This window comes from Streptomyces sp. NPDC107581 (genome assembly GCF_055657175.1).
In genome coordinates this window covers 77,990-91,195 of record NZ_JBVKBH010000002.1, presented here as the reverse complement: position 1 = coordinate 91,195, position 13,206 = coordinate 77,990, and the positions used below count along the sequence as shown (strand labels likewise).

The 13,206-nt window shown below is 73.2% G+C and carries 11 protein-coding genes and 1 pseudogene; 6 read left to right on the top strand and 6 right to left on the bottom strand.

Annotated features, from left to right (window positions below; all coding sequences use genetic code 11):
* Positions 1–106 precede the first annotated feature (106 nt).
* Together ACZ7P3_RS04370 and ACZ7P3_RS04365 are read left to right on the top strand one after the other, a co-directional pair.
* Positions 107–1,141, top strand: coding sequence for a LacI family DNA-binding transcriptional regulator (locus ACZ7P3_RS04370; protein ID WP_472078891.1), 1,035 nt, complete (start codon positions 107–109; stop codon positions 1,139–1,141).
* A 184-nt stretch (positions 1,142–1,325) separates the two neighbouring features.
* On the top strand, positions 1,326–2,762 hold the full coding sequence (locus ACZ7P3_RS04365) for an aldehyde dehydrogenase family protein (RefSeq protein WP_472078890.1): 1,437 nt from the start codon (positions 1,326–1,328) through the stop codon (positions 2,760–2,762).
* Between the two features lie 79 nt (positions 2,763–2,841).
* Here ACZ7P3_RS04365 and trxA read toward each other — a convergent pair whose 3' ends face one another.
* Positions 2,842–3,216 carry a thioredoxin gene (trxA, locus tag ACZ7P3_RS04360; protein ID WP_472078889.1) on the bottom strand — a complete coding sequence of 125 codons (375 nt, stop codon included), beginning with the start codon at positions 3,214–3,216 and terminating at the stop codon, positions 2,842–2,844.
* A 153-nt stretch (positions 3,217–3,369) separates the two neighbouring features.
* Between trxA and ACZ7P3_RS04355 the strand changes: the two genes are divergently transcribed.
* Positions 3,370–4,800 carry a dihydrolipoyl dehydrogenase family protein gene (locus ACZ7P3_RS04355; protein WP_472078888.1) on the top strand — a complete coding sequence of 477 codons (1,431 nt, stop codon included), beginning with the start codon at positions 3,370–3,372 and terminating at the stop codon, positions 4,798–4,800.
* A gap of 9 nt (positions 4,801–4,809) precedes the next feature.
* Here ACZ7P3_RS04355 and ACZ7P3_RS04350 read toward each other — a convergent pair whose 3' ends face one another.
* Positions 4,810–5,454, bottom strand: a complete 645-nt coding sequence (locus ACZ7P3_RS04350; RefSeq protein WP_472078887.1) for a peptide deformylase — start codon at positions 5,452–5,454, stop codon at positions 4,810–4,812.
* Between the two features lie 487 nt (positions 5,455–5,941).
* On the opposite strand from ACZ7P3_RS04350, the gene ACZ7P3_RS04345 reads away from it, so the two are divergent.
* Positions 5,942–6,373: a BlaI/MecI/CopY family transcriptional regulator gene (locus tag ACZ7P3_RS04345; protein ID WP_472078886.1), complete on the top strand. Its 432-nt coding sequence runs from the start codon at positions 5,942–5,944 to the stop codon at positions 6,371–6,373.
* 6 nt (positions 6,374–6,379) lie between these two features.
* Positions 6,380–7,309: a M56 family metallopeptidase gene (locus tag ACZ7P3_RS04340; RefSeq protein ID WP_472078884.1), complete on the top strand. Its 930-nt coding sequence runs from the start codon at positions 6,380–6,382 to the stop codon at positions 7,307–7,309.
* Positions 7,310–7,493: 184 nt separating this feature from the next.
* Here ACZ7P3_RS04340 and ACZ7P3_RS04335 read toward each other — a convergent pair whose 3' ends face one another.
* The 4 genes and pseudogenes from ACZ7P3_RS04335 to surE form a co-directional block, all read right to left on the bottom strand.
* The gene (locus tag ACZ7P3_RS04335) at positions 7,494–7,853 is read right to left on the bottom strand and encodes a tetratricopeptide repeat protein (RefSeq protein WP_472078883.1); all 360 of its coding nucleotides are present in this window, start codon (positions 7,851–7,853) and stop codon (positions 7,494–7,496) included.
* 50 nt (positions 7,854–7,903) lie between these two features.
* Positions 7,904–8,116 (bottom strand): annotated as a pseudogene (locus ACZ7P3_RS04330) (MarR family transcriptional regulator); the annotation flags it as partial.
* 93 nt (positions 8,117–8,209) lie between these two features.
* Complete coding sequence (locus ACZ7P3_RS04325; RefSeq protein ID WP_472078882.1) at positions 8,210–9,775, bottom strand: carboxylesterase/lipase family protein; 1,566 nt, start codon at positions 9,773–9,775, stop codon at positions 8,210–8,212.
* Positions 9,776–9,943: 168 nt separating this feature from the next.
* Positions 9,944–10,849, bottom strand: coding sequence for a 5'/3'-nucleotidase SurE (surE, locus tag ACZ7P3_RS04320; protein WP_472078881.1), 906 nt, complete (start codon positions 10,847–10,849; stop codon positions 9,944–9,946).
* A gap of 711 nt (positions 10,850–11,560) precedes the next feature.
* On the opposite strand from surE, the gene ACZ7P3_RS04315 reads away from it, so the two are divergent.
* A complete protein-coding gene (locus ACZ7P3_RS04315; protein ID WP_472078879.1) occupies positions 11,561–13,111 on the top strand; it encodes a carboxylesterase/lipase family protein in 1,551 nt (516 codons plus the stop codon).
* Positions 13,112–13,206: the final 95 nt, after the last annotated feature.

Here is a 13,206-nt window from a genome sequence, read left to right as displayed (position 1 = left end):
CCTCACATGTTCCGGTGCCGACGCGCACGGGTGTGGTGGTTCAGGGATGAAAGACGTTCCCCCGCCCGCTCCCGGCTCCGGCCTCTCTGCCAAGATGCGGTCTGTCATGGTGCAGATACCGAACACGCCCCAGCCCGCCGCGTCCGCGGCGCGCTCCGTGCCCACGAGCGCCGATGTGGCCCGGCTGGCCGGCGTCTCGCGTGCGACCGTCTCCTACGTCCTCAACAACACCAGCGCCGTACGGATCAGCGAGCCGACCCGCCGCCGGGTCCGCGAGGCCGCGAGGGAACTGGGGTACGTGCCCCACGCGGCCGCCCGCAGCCTGCGCGCCGGACACAGCCGGATGGTCCTGATGCCCGCCCCGGCGGTCCCGGTGGGCCCCCTCTACAGCCGTTTCCTCGACGAACTCCAGTCGGCCCTCGGCCGTCTCGACTACACGGTCGTGCAGTACGGCGCGGTCGGCCTCGAGGGTGACGAAGCCGCCCGGGCCTGGGCCGAGCTGCGTCCCGTCGCCGTCCTGGTGCCCGGTGCGGGACTCGGCCCGCAGGGCGTCGCGGTCCTCAAGCGGGCCGGTGCCCGGGCGGTGGTGACCCTCGGTCCCGAGCGCGTCGACGGTGCGCACGCCCTGCTCACGGACCACGGCGCCGTCGGCCACTGCGCCGGCACGCATCTGCGGGAGCGCGGCCGGCGCCGTATCGGTGTGGTCGTCCCCGAGGAGCCGGGCCTGGAAGTGTTCTCCCGGCCCCGGCTCGCGGGTATGCGCCAGGCCCTCGCCGGCACGGAGGCGACCGTGGCCGAGCTGCCGCTCGCCTACACGGAGCAGGACGCTGCCCAACTCGCCGCCCGCTGGCCCGAGTTGGGTCTCGACGCGGTGTTCGCCTACAACGACGAGTACGCGATGCTGCTGATGCGCGCTCTGCAGGACGAGGGCGTGCGCATCCCCGAGGACGTGGCCGTCGTCGGCGCCGACGACCTGATGCTCGGGCGACTGCTGCGCCCCCGGCTCAGTACCGTCCACATCGAGCTGCCCTCCGGCCGCGACCTCGCGGAACTGGTCGACCGAGCGGTACGCGACCCCGGCGGCGAGCCCGAGGTGCGCAAGGTGCTGGGCGCGTCGCTCGTCCGGCGCGACTCCAGCTGACCCGGCTTCCGGCGGTGACCGGCTCGAGGTCTGCCCGGCGGATCCGGCCCGATCCGCCGGGCAGGCCCTAGGGTTCCGGTAGGGCCCGGCCGTGATGCAGTTTTTCGCTCAACGAAATGGACGCATCCCCGGACGGGGTCCGCGCTCTGAGCCGTACCGCCCGGCGACCGATCGGAGAGCCGACATGACGCTGCTCGACCCGGAGTCCTGGCAGCCCCGCACCCCGGCGGGCCCCGAGTACACCGTCACCGAGCCCGCCACCGGCGAGGCCCTCGGCGCGCTCACTCTCGCCGCCCCCGAGGACGTCACCGCGGCGGCGCGCGCCGCCCGTGCCGCCCAGCGGGCCTGGGCCCGCGCACCGCACCTCGTACGGGCCCGCGTGCTGCGCAGGGCGGGGGACCTGTTCACCGAGCACGCCGACGAACTGCGCACCTGGCTGGTCCGCGAGTCCGGGTCCGTGCCCGGCAAGGCGGACTTCGAACTGCACGTAGCCGCCCAGGAGTGCTACGAGGCCGCCGCCCTCGCCTCCCGGCCCGCCGGACAGGTGCTGCCCACCGAGGCGCCCCGGCTGTCGTACACCCGCCGGATCCCGGTCGGCGTGGTCGCAGTGATCGCGCCGTTCAACGCGCCGCTGATCCTCTCCGTCCGCTCGGTCGCGCCGGCCCTCGCACTCGGCAACGCGGTGCTCCTGAAACCCGATCCGCGCACCGCGGTCTGCGGCGGACTGGCGCTCGCAGCCGTCCTGGCCGAGGCGGGCCTGCCCGAGGAGCTGCTGCAGGTGCTGCCCGGCGGCGCAGAGGTCGGGCAGGCGCTGGTCGAGGACCCGCTGGTCCCCGTCGTCTCCTTCACCGGATCCACCGCGGCCGGCCGCGCCGTGGGCGAGACCGCCGGCCGCCACCTCAAGCGCGCCCACCTCGAACTCGGCGGAAACTCGGCCCTGATCGTGCTGGAGGACGCCGATCTGGACGCGGTGATCCCCACGGCGGCCTGGGGATCCTTCTTCCACCAGGGCCAGATCTGCATGACGACCGGCCGTCACCTGGTCCACGCCTCCCTGTACGGGGAGTACGTCGAACGGCTCGCCGCCAAGGCCGACTCGCTCACCGTCGGCGACCCGCACCGCGGCCAGGTGCACCTGGGCCCGGTCATCGACGCCCGCCAACGCGGCAAGATCCACGACCTGGTGGGGACGAGCACCGCCCGTGGCGCGCAACTCGCCGCGGGCGGCACCTACGAGGACCTCTTCTACCGGCCGACCGTGCTGGCCGGGGCCGACGACCGCACCCCGGCCTACACCGAGGAGGTCTTCGGGCCGGTCGCCCCGGTCCGTTCCTTCACCACCGCCGACGAGGCGGCCGCCCTGGCGGCGGACAGCGCCTACGGCCTGGCCCTCGGCATCGTCACCCGGGACACCGCACGCGGCCTCGACCTCGCCGAGCGGATCCCGACCGGCATCGTCCACATCAACGACCAGACGGTGAACGACGAGGCGGTGGCTCCCTTCGGCGGCGTCGCCGGGTCCGGCACCGGCGCCCGCTTCGGCGGCGAGGCCAACCTGGAGGCCTTCACCGAGCTGCGCTGGACGACCGTACGCGGCGACGTGGCGCCGTATCCGTTCTAGCCGCCGTCCCCTGGTTCTGGCCGCCGTCCCCCGGTTCTGGCCGCCCCCGGAGACGATCGGCGGCCGCAGCGTCGACCGGCTACTCGCCCTGCGGTGCCTGGGCGGCGATGCTCTTGCGGACCTCGTCCATGTCCAGCTTCCGGGCCTGTCCGATGACGTCCGTGAGAGCGGTCTCCGGAAGGGCACCCGGCTGGGCGAAGATCGCGACCTGGTCGCGGACGATCATCAGCGTCGGGATCGACTGGATGTTGAAGGCCTGGGCCAGTTCCGGCTGGGCCTCGGTGTCCACCTTGCCGAACACCAGATCGGGGTTGTCCGCGGCGGCCTTCTCGTAGACCGGCGCGAACTGGCGGCACGGCCCGCACCAGGACGCCCAGAAGTCGATGAGAACGAACTCGTTCTCGGTCACCGTCCGGTCGAAGTTCTCCTTGGTCAGCTCCACAGTGCTGCTCATGGCCTGATTCCCTCTTCCTGGTGTGGGCGTTGTGCCGTCGGCGGAAACACGGCGCTCCGGCCGCCTATTCCGTGTCCGCTCCGTTCGTGAACGGTCATATCCGGCGCGCGTACCCGTGTGGCCTCCACGTCAACCACCGACCAGACTGACCCCATGACGGAAACGGAATCCATCGCGTACGACGTCGTGGTGCTCGGGGCCGGGCCCGTGGGGGAGAACGTCGCCGACCGCACCCGTGCGGCCGGCCTCACCACCGCGGTCGTGGAGAACGAGCTGGTCGGCGGCGAGTGCTCCTACTGGGCCTGCATGCCCAGCAAGGCGCTGCTCAGGCCGGTCATCGCCCAGGCGGACGCCCGCCGCCTGCCCGGTCTGAGCCAGGACGTGCAAGGCCCCCTCGACACCCCCGCAGTTCTGGCCCGCCGGGACTACTTCACCTCGAACTGGCAGGACGACGGCCAGGTACGGTGGCTCGACGGCATCGGCGCCGACCTGTACCGCGGCCACGGCCGCCTGGCCGGCCCCCGGACGGTCACCGTGACAGCCCCCGACGGCACCGTGACGACGCTCACCGCCCGGCACGCCGTGGCCGTGAGCACCGGCACCCGCGCCCAGCTGCCCGACCTGCCCGGCCTTGCCGAGGTCAAGCCCTGGACCAGCCGGGAGGCCACCAGCGGCAAGGCGGCTCCCGGCCGGCTGATCGTCGTGGGCGGTGGCGTCGTCGCCACCGAGATGGCCACCGCCTGGCAGGCGCTCGGCTCACGGGTGACCCTGCTGGTCCGGGGCAAGGGCCTGCTCAACCGCATGGAGCCGTTCGCCGGTGAACTGGTGGCCGAGGCGCTCGCCGAGGCGGGAGTCGACGTGCGCACCGGCACCACCGTCGAGTCCGTCACCCGCGAGAACGGCACCGTCGTCGTGGTCACCGCCTCGGGCGACCGCCTGGAGGCCGACGAGATCCTCTACGCCACCGGCCGCGTTCCGCACACCGACGACATCGGCCTCGACACCGTCGGACTGGAACCGGGCTCCTGGCTGGAGGTCGACGACAGTCTGCGGGTCGACGGCACCGACTGGCTGTACGCGGTCGGCGACGTCAACCGTCGCGCCCTCCTCACCCACCAGGGCAAGTACCAGGCCCGCATCGCGGGCGCCGCCATCGCCGCCCGCGCCGCGGGCAGCCCCCTCCTGGACGAGGCCTGGGGCGCTCACGCGGCCACGGCCGACCACTACGCCGTACCGCAGGTCGTCTTCACCGACCCGGAGGCCGCCGCGGTCGGTCTCTCCCTCGCCGAGGCGGAACAGGCCGGACACCGTGTGCGTGCCGTCGACGTCGAGTTCTCCTCGGTCGCCGGGGCCGGCCTGTACGGCGACGGCTACAAGGGCCGCGCGCGCATGGTGGTCGACCTGGAGGAGGAGATCCTGCGCGGCGTCACCTTCGTCGGCCCCGGCGTCGGCGAACTGATCCACTCCGCTACCGTCGCGGTCGCGGGCCGTGTCCCGGTGGACCGCCTGTGGCACGCGGTCCCGTCGTATCCCACGCTGAGCGAGGTGTGGCTGCGGCTGCTGGAGGCGTACCGGGACAACTGAGCGACCGGCTCAGGGCAGTTCAAAGCCCAGCGCCTCCGCCGCCGCCCGAGGGGTCGGCTGCCCCCAGCGGGCGGCCGCCGCCTCGTTCGTGGACAGGGAGCGCAGCTCGGCACGGTCGAGGTAGAGCACGCCGTCGAGGTGGTCCGTCTCGTGCTGGACGATGCGGGCCGGCCAGCCCATGAACACCTCGTCCAGGGCCCGGCCCTGTTCGTCCTCGCCGCGCAGCCGCACCTCGGCGTGCCGGGCCACCACTGCCTGCCAGCCCGGCACGCTCAGGCAGCCCTCGAAGAACGCGGCCCGGACGGTGCCCACGGGCTCGTACGACGGGTTCACCAGGACCCGGAAGGGCTGTGGCACCCGGCCCCGGGCCAGGGCCACCTCCTCCGGGACGGGTGCCGGGTCCTCGATGACCGCGATCCGCAGCGGCACGCCGACCTGCGGTGCGGCCAGGCCCACGCCCGGGGCCGCGCGCATGGTGCTGCGCAGGGCCTCCACGAAGCGGGCCAGCAGCGCGGGCGAGAGCTGACCGTCGTACGGTTCGGTGCCCCGGCGCAGGACCGGGAGGCCGGCCGCGGCGATGGGCAAGGGGCCGCCGGCGGCGAGCAGTTCCTCGACCTGCTCGGCGAGCGGCGCGGTGTCTCGGGGAGGTGCCATCGCGTCAGCATGCCATGCCCGCCTGCCGCTCCCTGTGGCACAGGTCACCAACACTCCGGAGAACTCGGGCCCTTCACGCCCCGGCCCCACCCCGTCCGTCTCCGCATGCGTCTCCGCGTTCGCGCCCGGCGGCGGGTACGCGGACCACGGCACGGCGGTCGCCACACGCGGGCACGCCCGGCCCGCAGGCACGCCGGGCACGCGGGCATGGCCTCGACCAGGTGCTCGCGGCCGCACGGGCGAAGGCGCCCGGCGATCCCCTGGACATCGTCACCGGCGAGATCGCGTGCCGGTACGGGCACCGCGGTCACGGGAGCGTCGCGTGCCGGTGCGGGCGCCGCGACCAAGGGAGCACGGCCGGATGTGAAGTAGCGTGGTCGGACAGGCCGGTGCCGAGCGGCGGGCGAGCCGCAGGGGCGCGACTCCGGTGACCCCGAGGCGGGCCCCGCCTGAAAACCGGAGGCGAACGAGCGCAAAAAGGGGAGACATGGTGCGGGACGGCGGCCGGGCCCGGCGGCGCGGCCAGGGCGAACTGGAGGGCCAGGTCCTCGGCGCGCTGCGCGAGGCGGACGCGCCGGTCACCGCGGCCTGGGTGCAGGAGCGCCTCGGCGGCGACCTCGCCTACACCACCGTCGTCACCATCCTCACCCGGCTGCTCGCCAAAGACGTCGTCGCCCGCGAGCGGCAGGGCCGCTCCTTCCTGTGGACACCCACCGCCGACGTGGCCCGGCTCGCCGCCCTGCGCATGCGCCGCCTGCTGGACGGCGAACGGGACCGCGAGGCCGTCCTGGCCAGTTTCGTCACCGCCCTGCCGCCCGGCGACGAACAGGTGCTGCGGGCCCTGCTCGACGCCGCCGAGCCAGGCCCGGTGAACAACGGGAGGACAGCGCACACCGACGACGGCCGTACGGAAGACTGACCGGCCATGGGGGTCTTCGTCTTCCTGCCGCTGGTGCTGCCGCTGTCCGCCTGGCCGGTCGCCCGGCTCGCCGAGGGGCATCTGCACCCGCGCTCCGCCACCCGGCTGCTCACCGCGGTCGCCGTGATCATGTCCGTGTGCAGCACGCTCTGTCTGGCCCTGCTGATGGTCGTGGGCACCGCCCAGCTGCCCGGCAACCCCCTCCCGGACGCCTGGTCCGACCCCGAGGTGCGGGCCGCCGTTCCCTACGACGAGGTCGCGGGCCGCGCCGCCATCCCCGCCCTCAGCCTGGTCGCCGCCGCCTGCGCCCGCACCGTGTGGCGCCATCTCCGGGTCGCCCGCCAGGCCCGGCGGGCGCTGGCCGCACTGCCCGGCCGGGCAGTGGCCGTACTGCCCGACAGCACGCCGTACGCCTACGCCCTGCCCGGCGGCCGGGGCCGGATCGTCGTCACCACCGCCCTGCTGGCCGGGCTGACCTCCGCCGAACGCCGTGCCCTGTTCGCCCACGAGCGCGCCCATCTGGCGGCCCGCCACCACCGTCATCTGCTCGCCGCTCATCTGGCCGCCTGTGCCAACCCCTTCCTGCGCCCCCTGCGCACGGCCGTCCTGTGTACGGTCGAGCGCTGGGCGGACGAGGAGGCGGCCGGCGCGGTCGGGGACCGGCGGACCGTGGCCCGCGCGATCGGCAAGGCGGCGCTGCTGTCCCGGGCCACCCCCGCGCCCACCCTCGCCGCGCTGGCCTCGACCGGTCCCGTCCCGCGCCGGGTGGCCGCCCTGCTGGCCCCGGCACCCGCGGCCCGCACCTGGCCGTCGGCCTTCACCTCGGCCGGCCTCGCCGTCTGGGGCGCGGCCGTCGGCGCCGTGGTCTCCGCCATGTCGTCCGCGAACTCGGCCGTCACCCTGTTCGTGGTCCTGCACGCGGCGACCTCGCTGTGACCCCCGGAGGGCACCGATGATGTTCGCTGTCCGGCCCCTGCCCACGTCCACCCGACCGGACCGCCCGGCTGGTCGAGGAGTACGACGGCGTGTGCGGCGGCTGCCGGCGCGCGGCCCTGCTCGTCGCCCCGAGGCGTGCGAAGGGCCCGGCTCCTGTGAGGAGCCGGGCCCTTCGCACGACGCTTCAGTCCTCCGGGAAGTCACCCGCGAGCGCCGAGGCGATCCGCAGATGGGGCTCCGCCTCCTCCTGCCGGGCCTGCCGCTGGAGCGTACGGCCCAGCATCAGCCGGGCGTAGTGTTCCACCGGGTCGCGCTCCACGATGATCCGCAACTGCTCCTCCGCGCGGCCCAGTTGGGCCGAGTGGTAGTAGGCGCGCGCCAACAGCAGTCGGGGTCCGGTCTGCTCCGGCACCTCCTCGACCAGCCCGGCCAGCACCCGGGCCGCGCCCGCGTAGTCCCTGGCGTCCAAGAACAGCTGCGCGCGCTCCCAGCGCTCGGCGGGGGTTCCGTGTCCGTAGTACGTGGTCTCCGCTTGCGTCTCCACTCGTGACCTCCTTCGAGGGCCACAACGGACCCAGTTGGTTCAATATTCCACTACTGGGCCGGCGGTCCCGCGACCGTCGCCGGGCCCACCGGCGCGTCGAGCAGCGCCGTCAGATTTTGGGTCAGCTGCCGGGTCCGTGCGCTGTCGAGCCCGCCGAGCGGCTCCAGCAGCTGGGTGAGCAGGCCCTGGACGACGCCGATCGCCCGCCGGGTGGTCTCAAGGCCCTGCTCGGTGAGCGCGAGCTGTACGGCGCGTGCCCGCCGGGAGCCGCGGGAAGCCGCAGGGGGTGCTGGGGCAGTCGCGCCGCCCTCCGCCCCTCCGTCGCGGCAAGCGCCGGGCCTGGAGCGGCCGTCTGTTCAGGGTTCCCTCGGGCCGTCGGGCAAGGGAGCCGGATCGACCCGACCGGCCCAGAAGTCGCACTGGTGGTCGGTGGCGAAGGTGGTCGAGGTGTGGGTGTCCCCCGGGGTGAGGGTCAGGGTCGTGTACTGGGCGCCGGATCGTGGCCATCGCGTCCCGCCGGGGACGTCGGGATCGCCGATGCGCGCGAACGCGGCCCAGCGGCGCTTCATCTCGTCCGCGAGGGCCGTCTGTCCGGCGGTGAGCGGCCGGTCGGCCATGGTGAAGTCGTGCAGATAGGCGAGTTCGGCGCTGTGCGCGTTGGCCATGTCCAGGCCGGGGACCTGGGCTCCGTACAGGGTGGGGGAGTTCGGGTCGTCGAACTCGTAGACGTAGGTGGGAACCTGCGAGGCGAACGTGCGGGCGGTGCTGAGCGTGTGGCAGGCGAAGGTGGAGTCGGTGAGGACCGCCGACAGCGCGTCGTACGGACTGGGGTGGGCGGCAGCCGGGTAGCGGGCCAGGACCTGCGGTGCCGCCTGGCCGTAGGCGGCGTTGATCTGGTCGGTGTACTCCTGCGCCGTGAGATGCGGTTGGGTGAGGGCGACGAAGAACCGGCTTTCGGCCCGGTTGCTGCCCATGAGGATCGGCACCTTGTGCCATGCGCCGGAGGCGATGGCCTCGGACGGCTGGACGGGCAGCAGGCCGTCACCGAAGGCGGGCCCCGAGGTGGCTCGCGTCCGGGCGGCGGCGATGAGAGCGGCGGCCGGTGCGGTCCGGAGGCAGGCGGCGCGTGTGCCGGGGTCGGGGCAGCCCGCCGCGGCCGAGAAGGCCCTCGCCTCGTCGGCGGCCTGTTCCGGGCCGGGAGCCTGGAGCAGGTCGCACGGTCCGCTCTGCAGAATGGCGCGGGCGAACAGTCCCGAGGTCCGCGGCGAAGTGAGCATGGCGCACAGGGAGCCGCTGCCGGCGGACTGGCCCCAGAGGGTGATGTCGGCAGGATCGCCGCCGAACGCGGCGATGTTGGCACGCGTCCAGTTCAGGGCCGCGATCTGGTCCATCAGCCCGTACGACCCGGAGTGCAGTGTGTTGGCGCGGGTGAGTTCCGGAGCGGCCAGGTACCCCAGCTGTCCGAGCCGGTAGTTGATGCTCACGACGATGCTGCCGGTGAGACCGGCCATGGTCCGACCGCCGAACTGGGTGCCCGTGCCCTGGCTGTAGCCGCCTCCGTGGATCCAGAACAGGACGGGCAGACGGTCGCCGGGGTGGGCGTGGCGTGGCCGGTACACGTCCAGATAGAGGCAGTCCTCGCTGACGTCGTCCGGGTCCCGGAGCCCGAAGGGGGAGAACTGCAGGCAGGCGGGGGCCTGTCGGGTGGCGTCCCGTGTCCCGCTCCATGGTGCGGGCCGTCGAGGGGGACGGAACCGGAGGCCGCCGACCGGAGCGGCGGCGTACGGAACGCCGAGGAATTCCTCGGCGTCGCCGTCGACCTGACCGGCGAGCCCGCCCTGAGCGGTGGTGACGAGGGGACGGGAGGCGGAGGGCGTTCGGACCTGGTCGGCGTGTGCCGGCTGTGCGAAGAGCGCTGCCATGCTGAGGGCCAGAGCCAGAACCGTTGAGGCGAGGGGCGAGCGGGACCTCTTCACTTCTCCTCCATGACGTGGCGTACGACTGACAGTGGATGAGCGGGTGTTCACGCGGGCCACTCCTCCCCGGCGGTGCGGACCTGCCGGGGAGGAGGGCGGCTGTGCCGTGCCTGCCTATGGGCGCAGGCCGGCGAGGACCTTCGCGGTGCTGCCGAAGCCGGCGGCTCCGGTGTTCCAGTCGGGGGAGATGGGAGTGATCGACACCTTGTCGGCGCTGATCGCCGCCACGTCGCTGCCCCGCCCGGCCGGTGCGGAGACCACGTTGACGTTCACCTTCCAGGTCCCGTCACCGGAGTCGGTGTAGTCGGCCTTGAGGACGGGCTGCGGATCCTGGGTCGTGACGGCGGCGCCCCGGGCGGTCCCCTTGCCGTCGGGGCCGATCACCGGGTGGTCGATGTTCAGGCCCACGCCCTCGGGCAGCAGCCGCCCGCTCCCGGCGTGGGTCCGCAGGCGTTCGATGAGCTTCACGGCGAAGTCGTCGGTGGGGCGCATGGCGTTGAGGACGGGCTCCGGGTCCGGAGCCGACAGACCGCCGGTGCTCACCGCGATGGCGGGCACACCCTGCTCCAGGGCGGCCACCGCGCCGCCGACCGTTCCGGAGTGGGTGGCGAGGGCGGCCACGTTGGGCCCGAAGTTCGTGCCGGAGACCACCAGGTCCGGCGCGTGGCCGGCGAACACCTCCGACAGGCCGAAGGACACCGAGTCACCGGGTGTGCCGTTCACGGCCCACACCCGCGGCTCGGGGTGCTCGACCGTGACCGTGGTACTGCTCATCATCTTCGTTCCGGCGCCGCTCTGGTCGGTCAGCGGCGCGACGATGGTGACGTCGTAGCCCGCGGCGGTGAGCCGCCGGCAGAGCATGCGGATGCCGGGGGCGTCGTAGCCGTCGTCGTTGGTCAGCAGAATGCGGAGCGGGCCGTCCGCAGCGGTGTCCGGCGCGGCGCTCGCCGGCACCGTTCCGGCGAGGGCCGGCGTGCACAGCAGCAGAGCGGCCAGGGGGAGAACGCGCGTGTGTCTCACGGAGTGCTCCTTCGGTGAGCGGGGAGTAGGCAGGCCGGGCCGGCGGACTCGTGTGACGCCTCCGCGGCCTTCGGCCGGACGGGTTCAGCGGCGGTCACGGTGTCCTCCGGGTGGTGCGGGCGTGTGGGCGGGCGCGTGGTCCGCGCGACGGACAGGCGGGCAGGGCATGTCGACTCCTTGAGCGCGGAGCTGAGAACGGGACCGTGACGGTGAAGCGGCGAATGCCGGAAGACGTGTGTGTGCAGCGACCCACGCGCAGCGATGCGGTTGCACACGATGTGGTTACACGTGTTGCATGCGGTCGTGCGTCTTGTGTAGCACCCGTGGCGTGTTTTGAGTAGCGGCCTGGCGAGATTCGAGGGCGGCCGTGATGGCCGGAGCGGCCTCATTCATCACACGTGTAGCCACCTCTGGCCGCTTGCGGATCGCTCTCGTGCGCGCGGGGTCACGTGCCGCGTCCGCACGGGGTTGCGTGCCGTGTCCGGGCAAGGTCGCGTGCCGCGTCCGACCGTCCGTGCGGCCGGTCCCGCCGTGGGGCCCACGTCGGCGAGACGTCGTATCGCGACTAATTGACGACCGTCGCATTGGCGGAATAACCTCATCGTCCGGCTCGGGCCTGCCCCGCCGTGCCCGCGCTCGCCGGGCATGCGGCCCCTCGACCGCGGTGGTGTTGTCGATGCGCCGGTGGATCGTTGTCCAAGGAGGACGTACATGGCTGACAGAGAAGGTCAGGCTCCCCCCGTCGTGCGGTTGCCGGCCGGCCGGTTGCGGGGAGACGCCGAGGGCGGCGTCGCGGTGTTCAAGGGCGTGCCGTACGCCGCACCCCCGGTGGGGGGCCTGCGATGGCGCGTCGCGCAGCCGCATCCCGGCTGGAGCGGCACGCGGAACGCGACCGCGTACGGCCCGAGCTCACCGCAGATGTTCGTCGAGGGCGGTGACCCCGTGCTCGGCGGTCATGGATTCCCGCCGTTCGACGACGACTGTCTGACCCTGAACGTGTGGACACCGGCGCTCGATGGCGCCCGGCGCCCGGTGCTGCTCTGGATCCACGGGGGCGGATTCGTCTCCGGATCCGGATCCCTGCCCATCTACTCGGGCGAGACCTTCGCGCGGGACGGCGACCTCGTGGTCGTCACCCTCAACTACCGTGTCGGCCCACTGGGTTACCTGTCCTTCGACGAGGAGGACGACGAGGAGACCCGGCCCGCGAACTTCTGGCTCACCGACCAGCTGGCCGCACTGCGCTGGGTCCGTGACAACATCGTCCACTTCGGCGGGGACCCCGACGTCATCACCGTCGCCGGCCAGTCGGGCGGTGCCGTGTCGACGGCCGCCCTGGCCGGACACCCCGAAGCCCGGCAGTTGTTCAGGCGGGTCATCCTCCAGAGCCCGCCCTTCGGGCTGCACGTCCCCACCCGTGACGAGTACCGGCAACGGACCCTCGCCTACCTGGAGTTCGCCGGTGTGAAGGGCGTCGAGGAGCTCCGCCGCGTGCCCTGGCCGCGGCTCGTCGAGGCTGCCGGAGGGCTCTTCGCGCACACCATGCGCTGGGGATACTGGCCCACCCCCTTCCTCCCCGTACGGGACGACGTCACTCTCTCCTGCCATCCGGCGGAGACCCTCCTGCGGGGCGCGGCGGCCGACATCGACGTTCTCCTCGGCTGGACCCGGGAAGAGGCCAACTTCGGCTTCGCCCTGGACCCGGGGTACGCGGGGTCCACCCGTGGCCAGGTGATCGACCGCATCGCCGAGAGCTTCGGAAGCGGCGCGGCCGCCGATGTCTACGCCGAGTACGCGCGGACCCGCCCCGGTGCCGGGCCCGTCGACGTGCTCATGGACCTGATCACGGACGAGCTGTTCCGGGTGCCCTCGGTGGAACTGGCGGAGGCCAGGGCGGCGTTGGGGCGTCCCGTCTGGGCGTACCAGTTCGACCTCCCGGCGGTGGCGCACGGCGGCAGGCTCCGCGCCGCGCACTGTCTGGACCTTCCCTTCGTCTTCGACAACTTCGACAAATGGGCGCACGCTCCCCTCGCCGAAGGGATCGATCCGGTCGTGGGGGAGGGGCTGGCGAAGAGCATGCATCAGGCGTGGATCGCCTTCGCCCGGACCGGTGACCCGAACCACGCCGACATGCCGGCGTGGGAGCCGTACCGCACGGGAGTGCGCACCACGATGCGCTTCGACTCCGTCACCCTCCCGGTCGACGACCTCGCCGGGCACGCGTATCGCCTGCATAGCCGGCGGCTGTCGACCTCGAAGTGACCGCGGTCTTGGACGAGTTCTCCTGGTTCCCGCGTCCCGACTTGTTACACGTGTAATGTGTGCACTGGCCGCCGAGGGGGCTGTGGCCAAGCCGG

What these genes read in the sequence shown, in the direction of transcription:
- ACZ7P3_RS04325 (WP_472078882.1), bottom strand. Translation starts at nt 9,775, where the DNA reads ATGGCAGCGCTCTTCGCACAGCCGGCACACGCCGACCAGGTCCGAACG.
- ACZ7P3_RS04355 (WP_472078888.1), top strand. Translation starts at nt 3,370, where the DNA reads ATGACGGAAACGGAATCCATCGCGTACGACGTCGTGGTGCTCGGGGCC.
- ACZ7P3_RS04350 (WP_472078887.1), bottom strand. Translation starts at nt 5,454, where the DNA reads ATGGCACCTCCCCGAGACACCGCGCCGCTCGCCGAGCAGGTCGAGGAA.
- ACZ7P3_RS04345 (WP_472078886.1), top strand. Translation starts at nt 5,942, where the DNA reads ATGGTGCGGGACGGCGGCCGGGCCCGGCGGCGCGGCCAGGGCGAACTG.
- ACZ7P3_RS04370 (WP_472078891.1), top strand. Translation starts at nt 107, where the DNA reads ATGGTGCAGATACCGAACACGCCCCAGCCCGCCGCGTCCGCGGCGCGC.
- ACZ7P3_RS04365 (WP_472078890.1), top strand. Translation starts at nt 1,326, where the DNA reads ATGACGCTGCTCGACCCGGAGTCCTGGCAGCCCCGCACCCCGGCGGGC.
- ACZ7P3_RS04315 (WP_472078879.1), top strand. Translation starts at nt 11,561, where the DNA reads ATGGCTGACAGAGAAGGTCAGGCTCCCCCCGTCGTGCGGTTGCCGGCC.
- ACZ7P3_RS04340 (WP_472078884.1), top strand. Translation starts at nt 6,380, where the DNA reads ATGGGGGTCTTCGTCTTCCTGCCGCTGGTGCTGCCGCTGTCCGCCTGG.
- trxA (WP_472078889.1), bottom strand. Translation starts at nt 3,216, where the DNA reads ATGAGCAGCACTGTGGAGCTGACCAAGGAGAACTTCGACCGGACGGTG.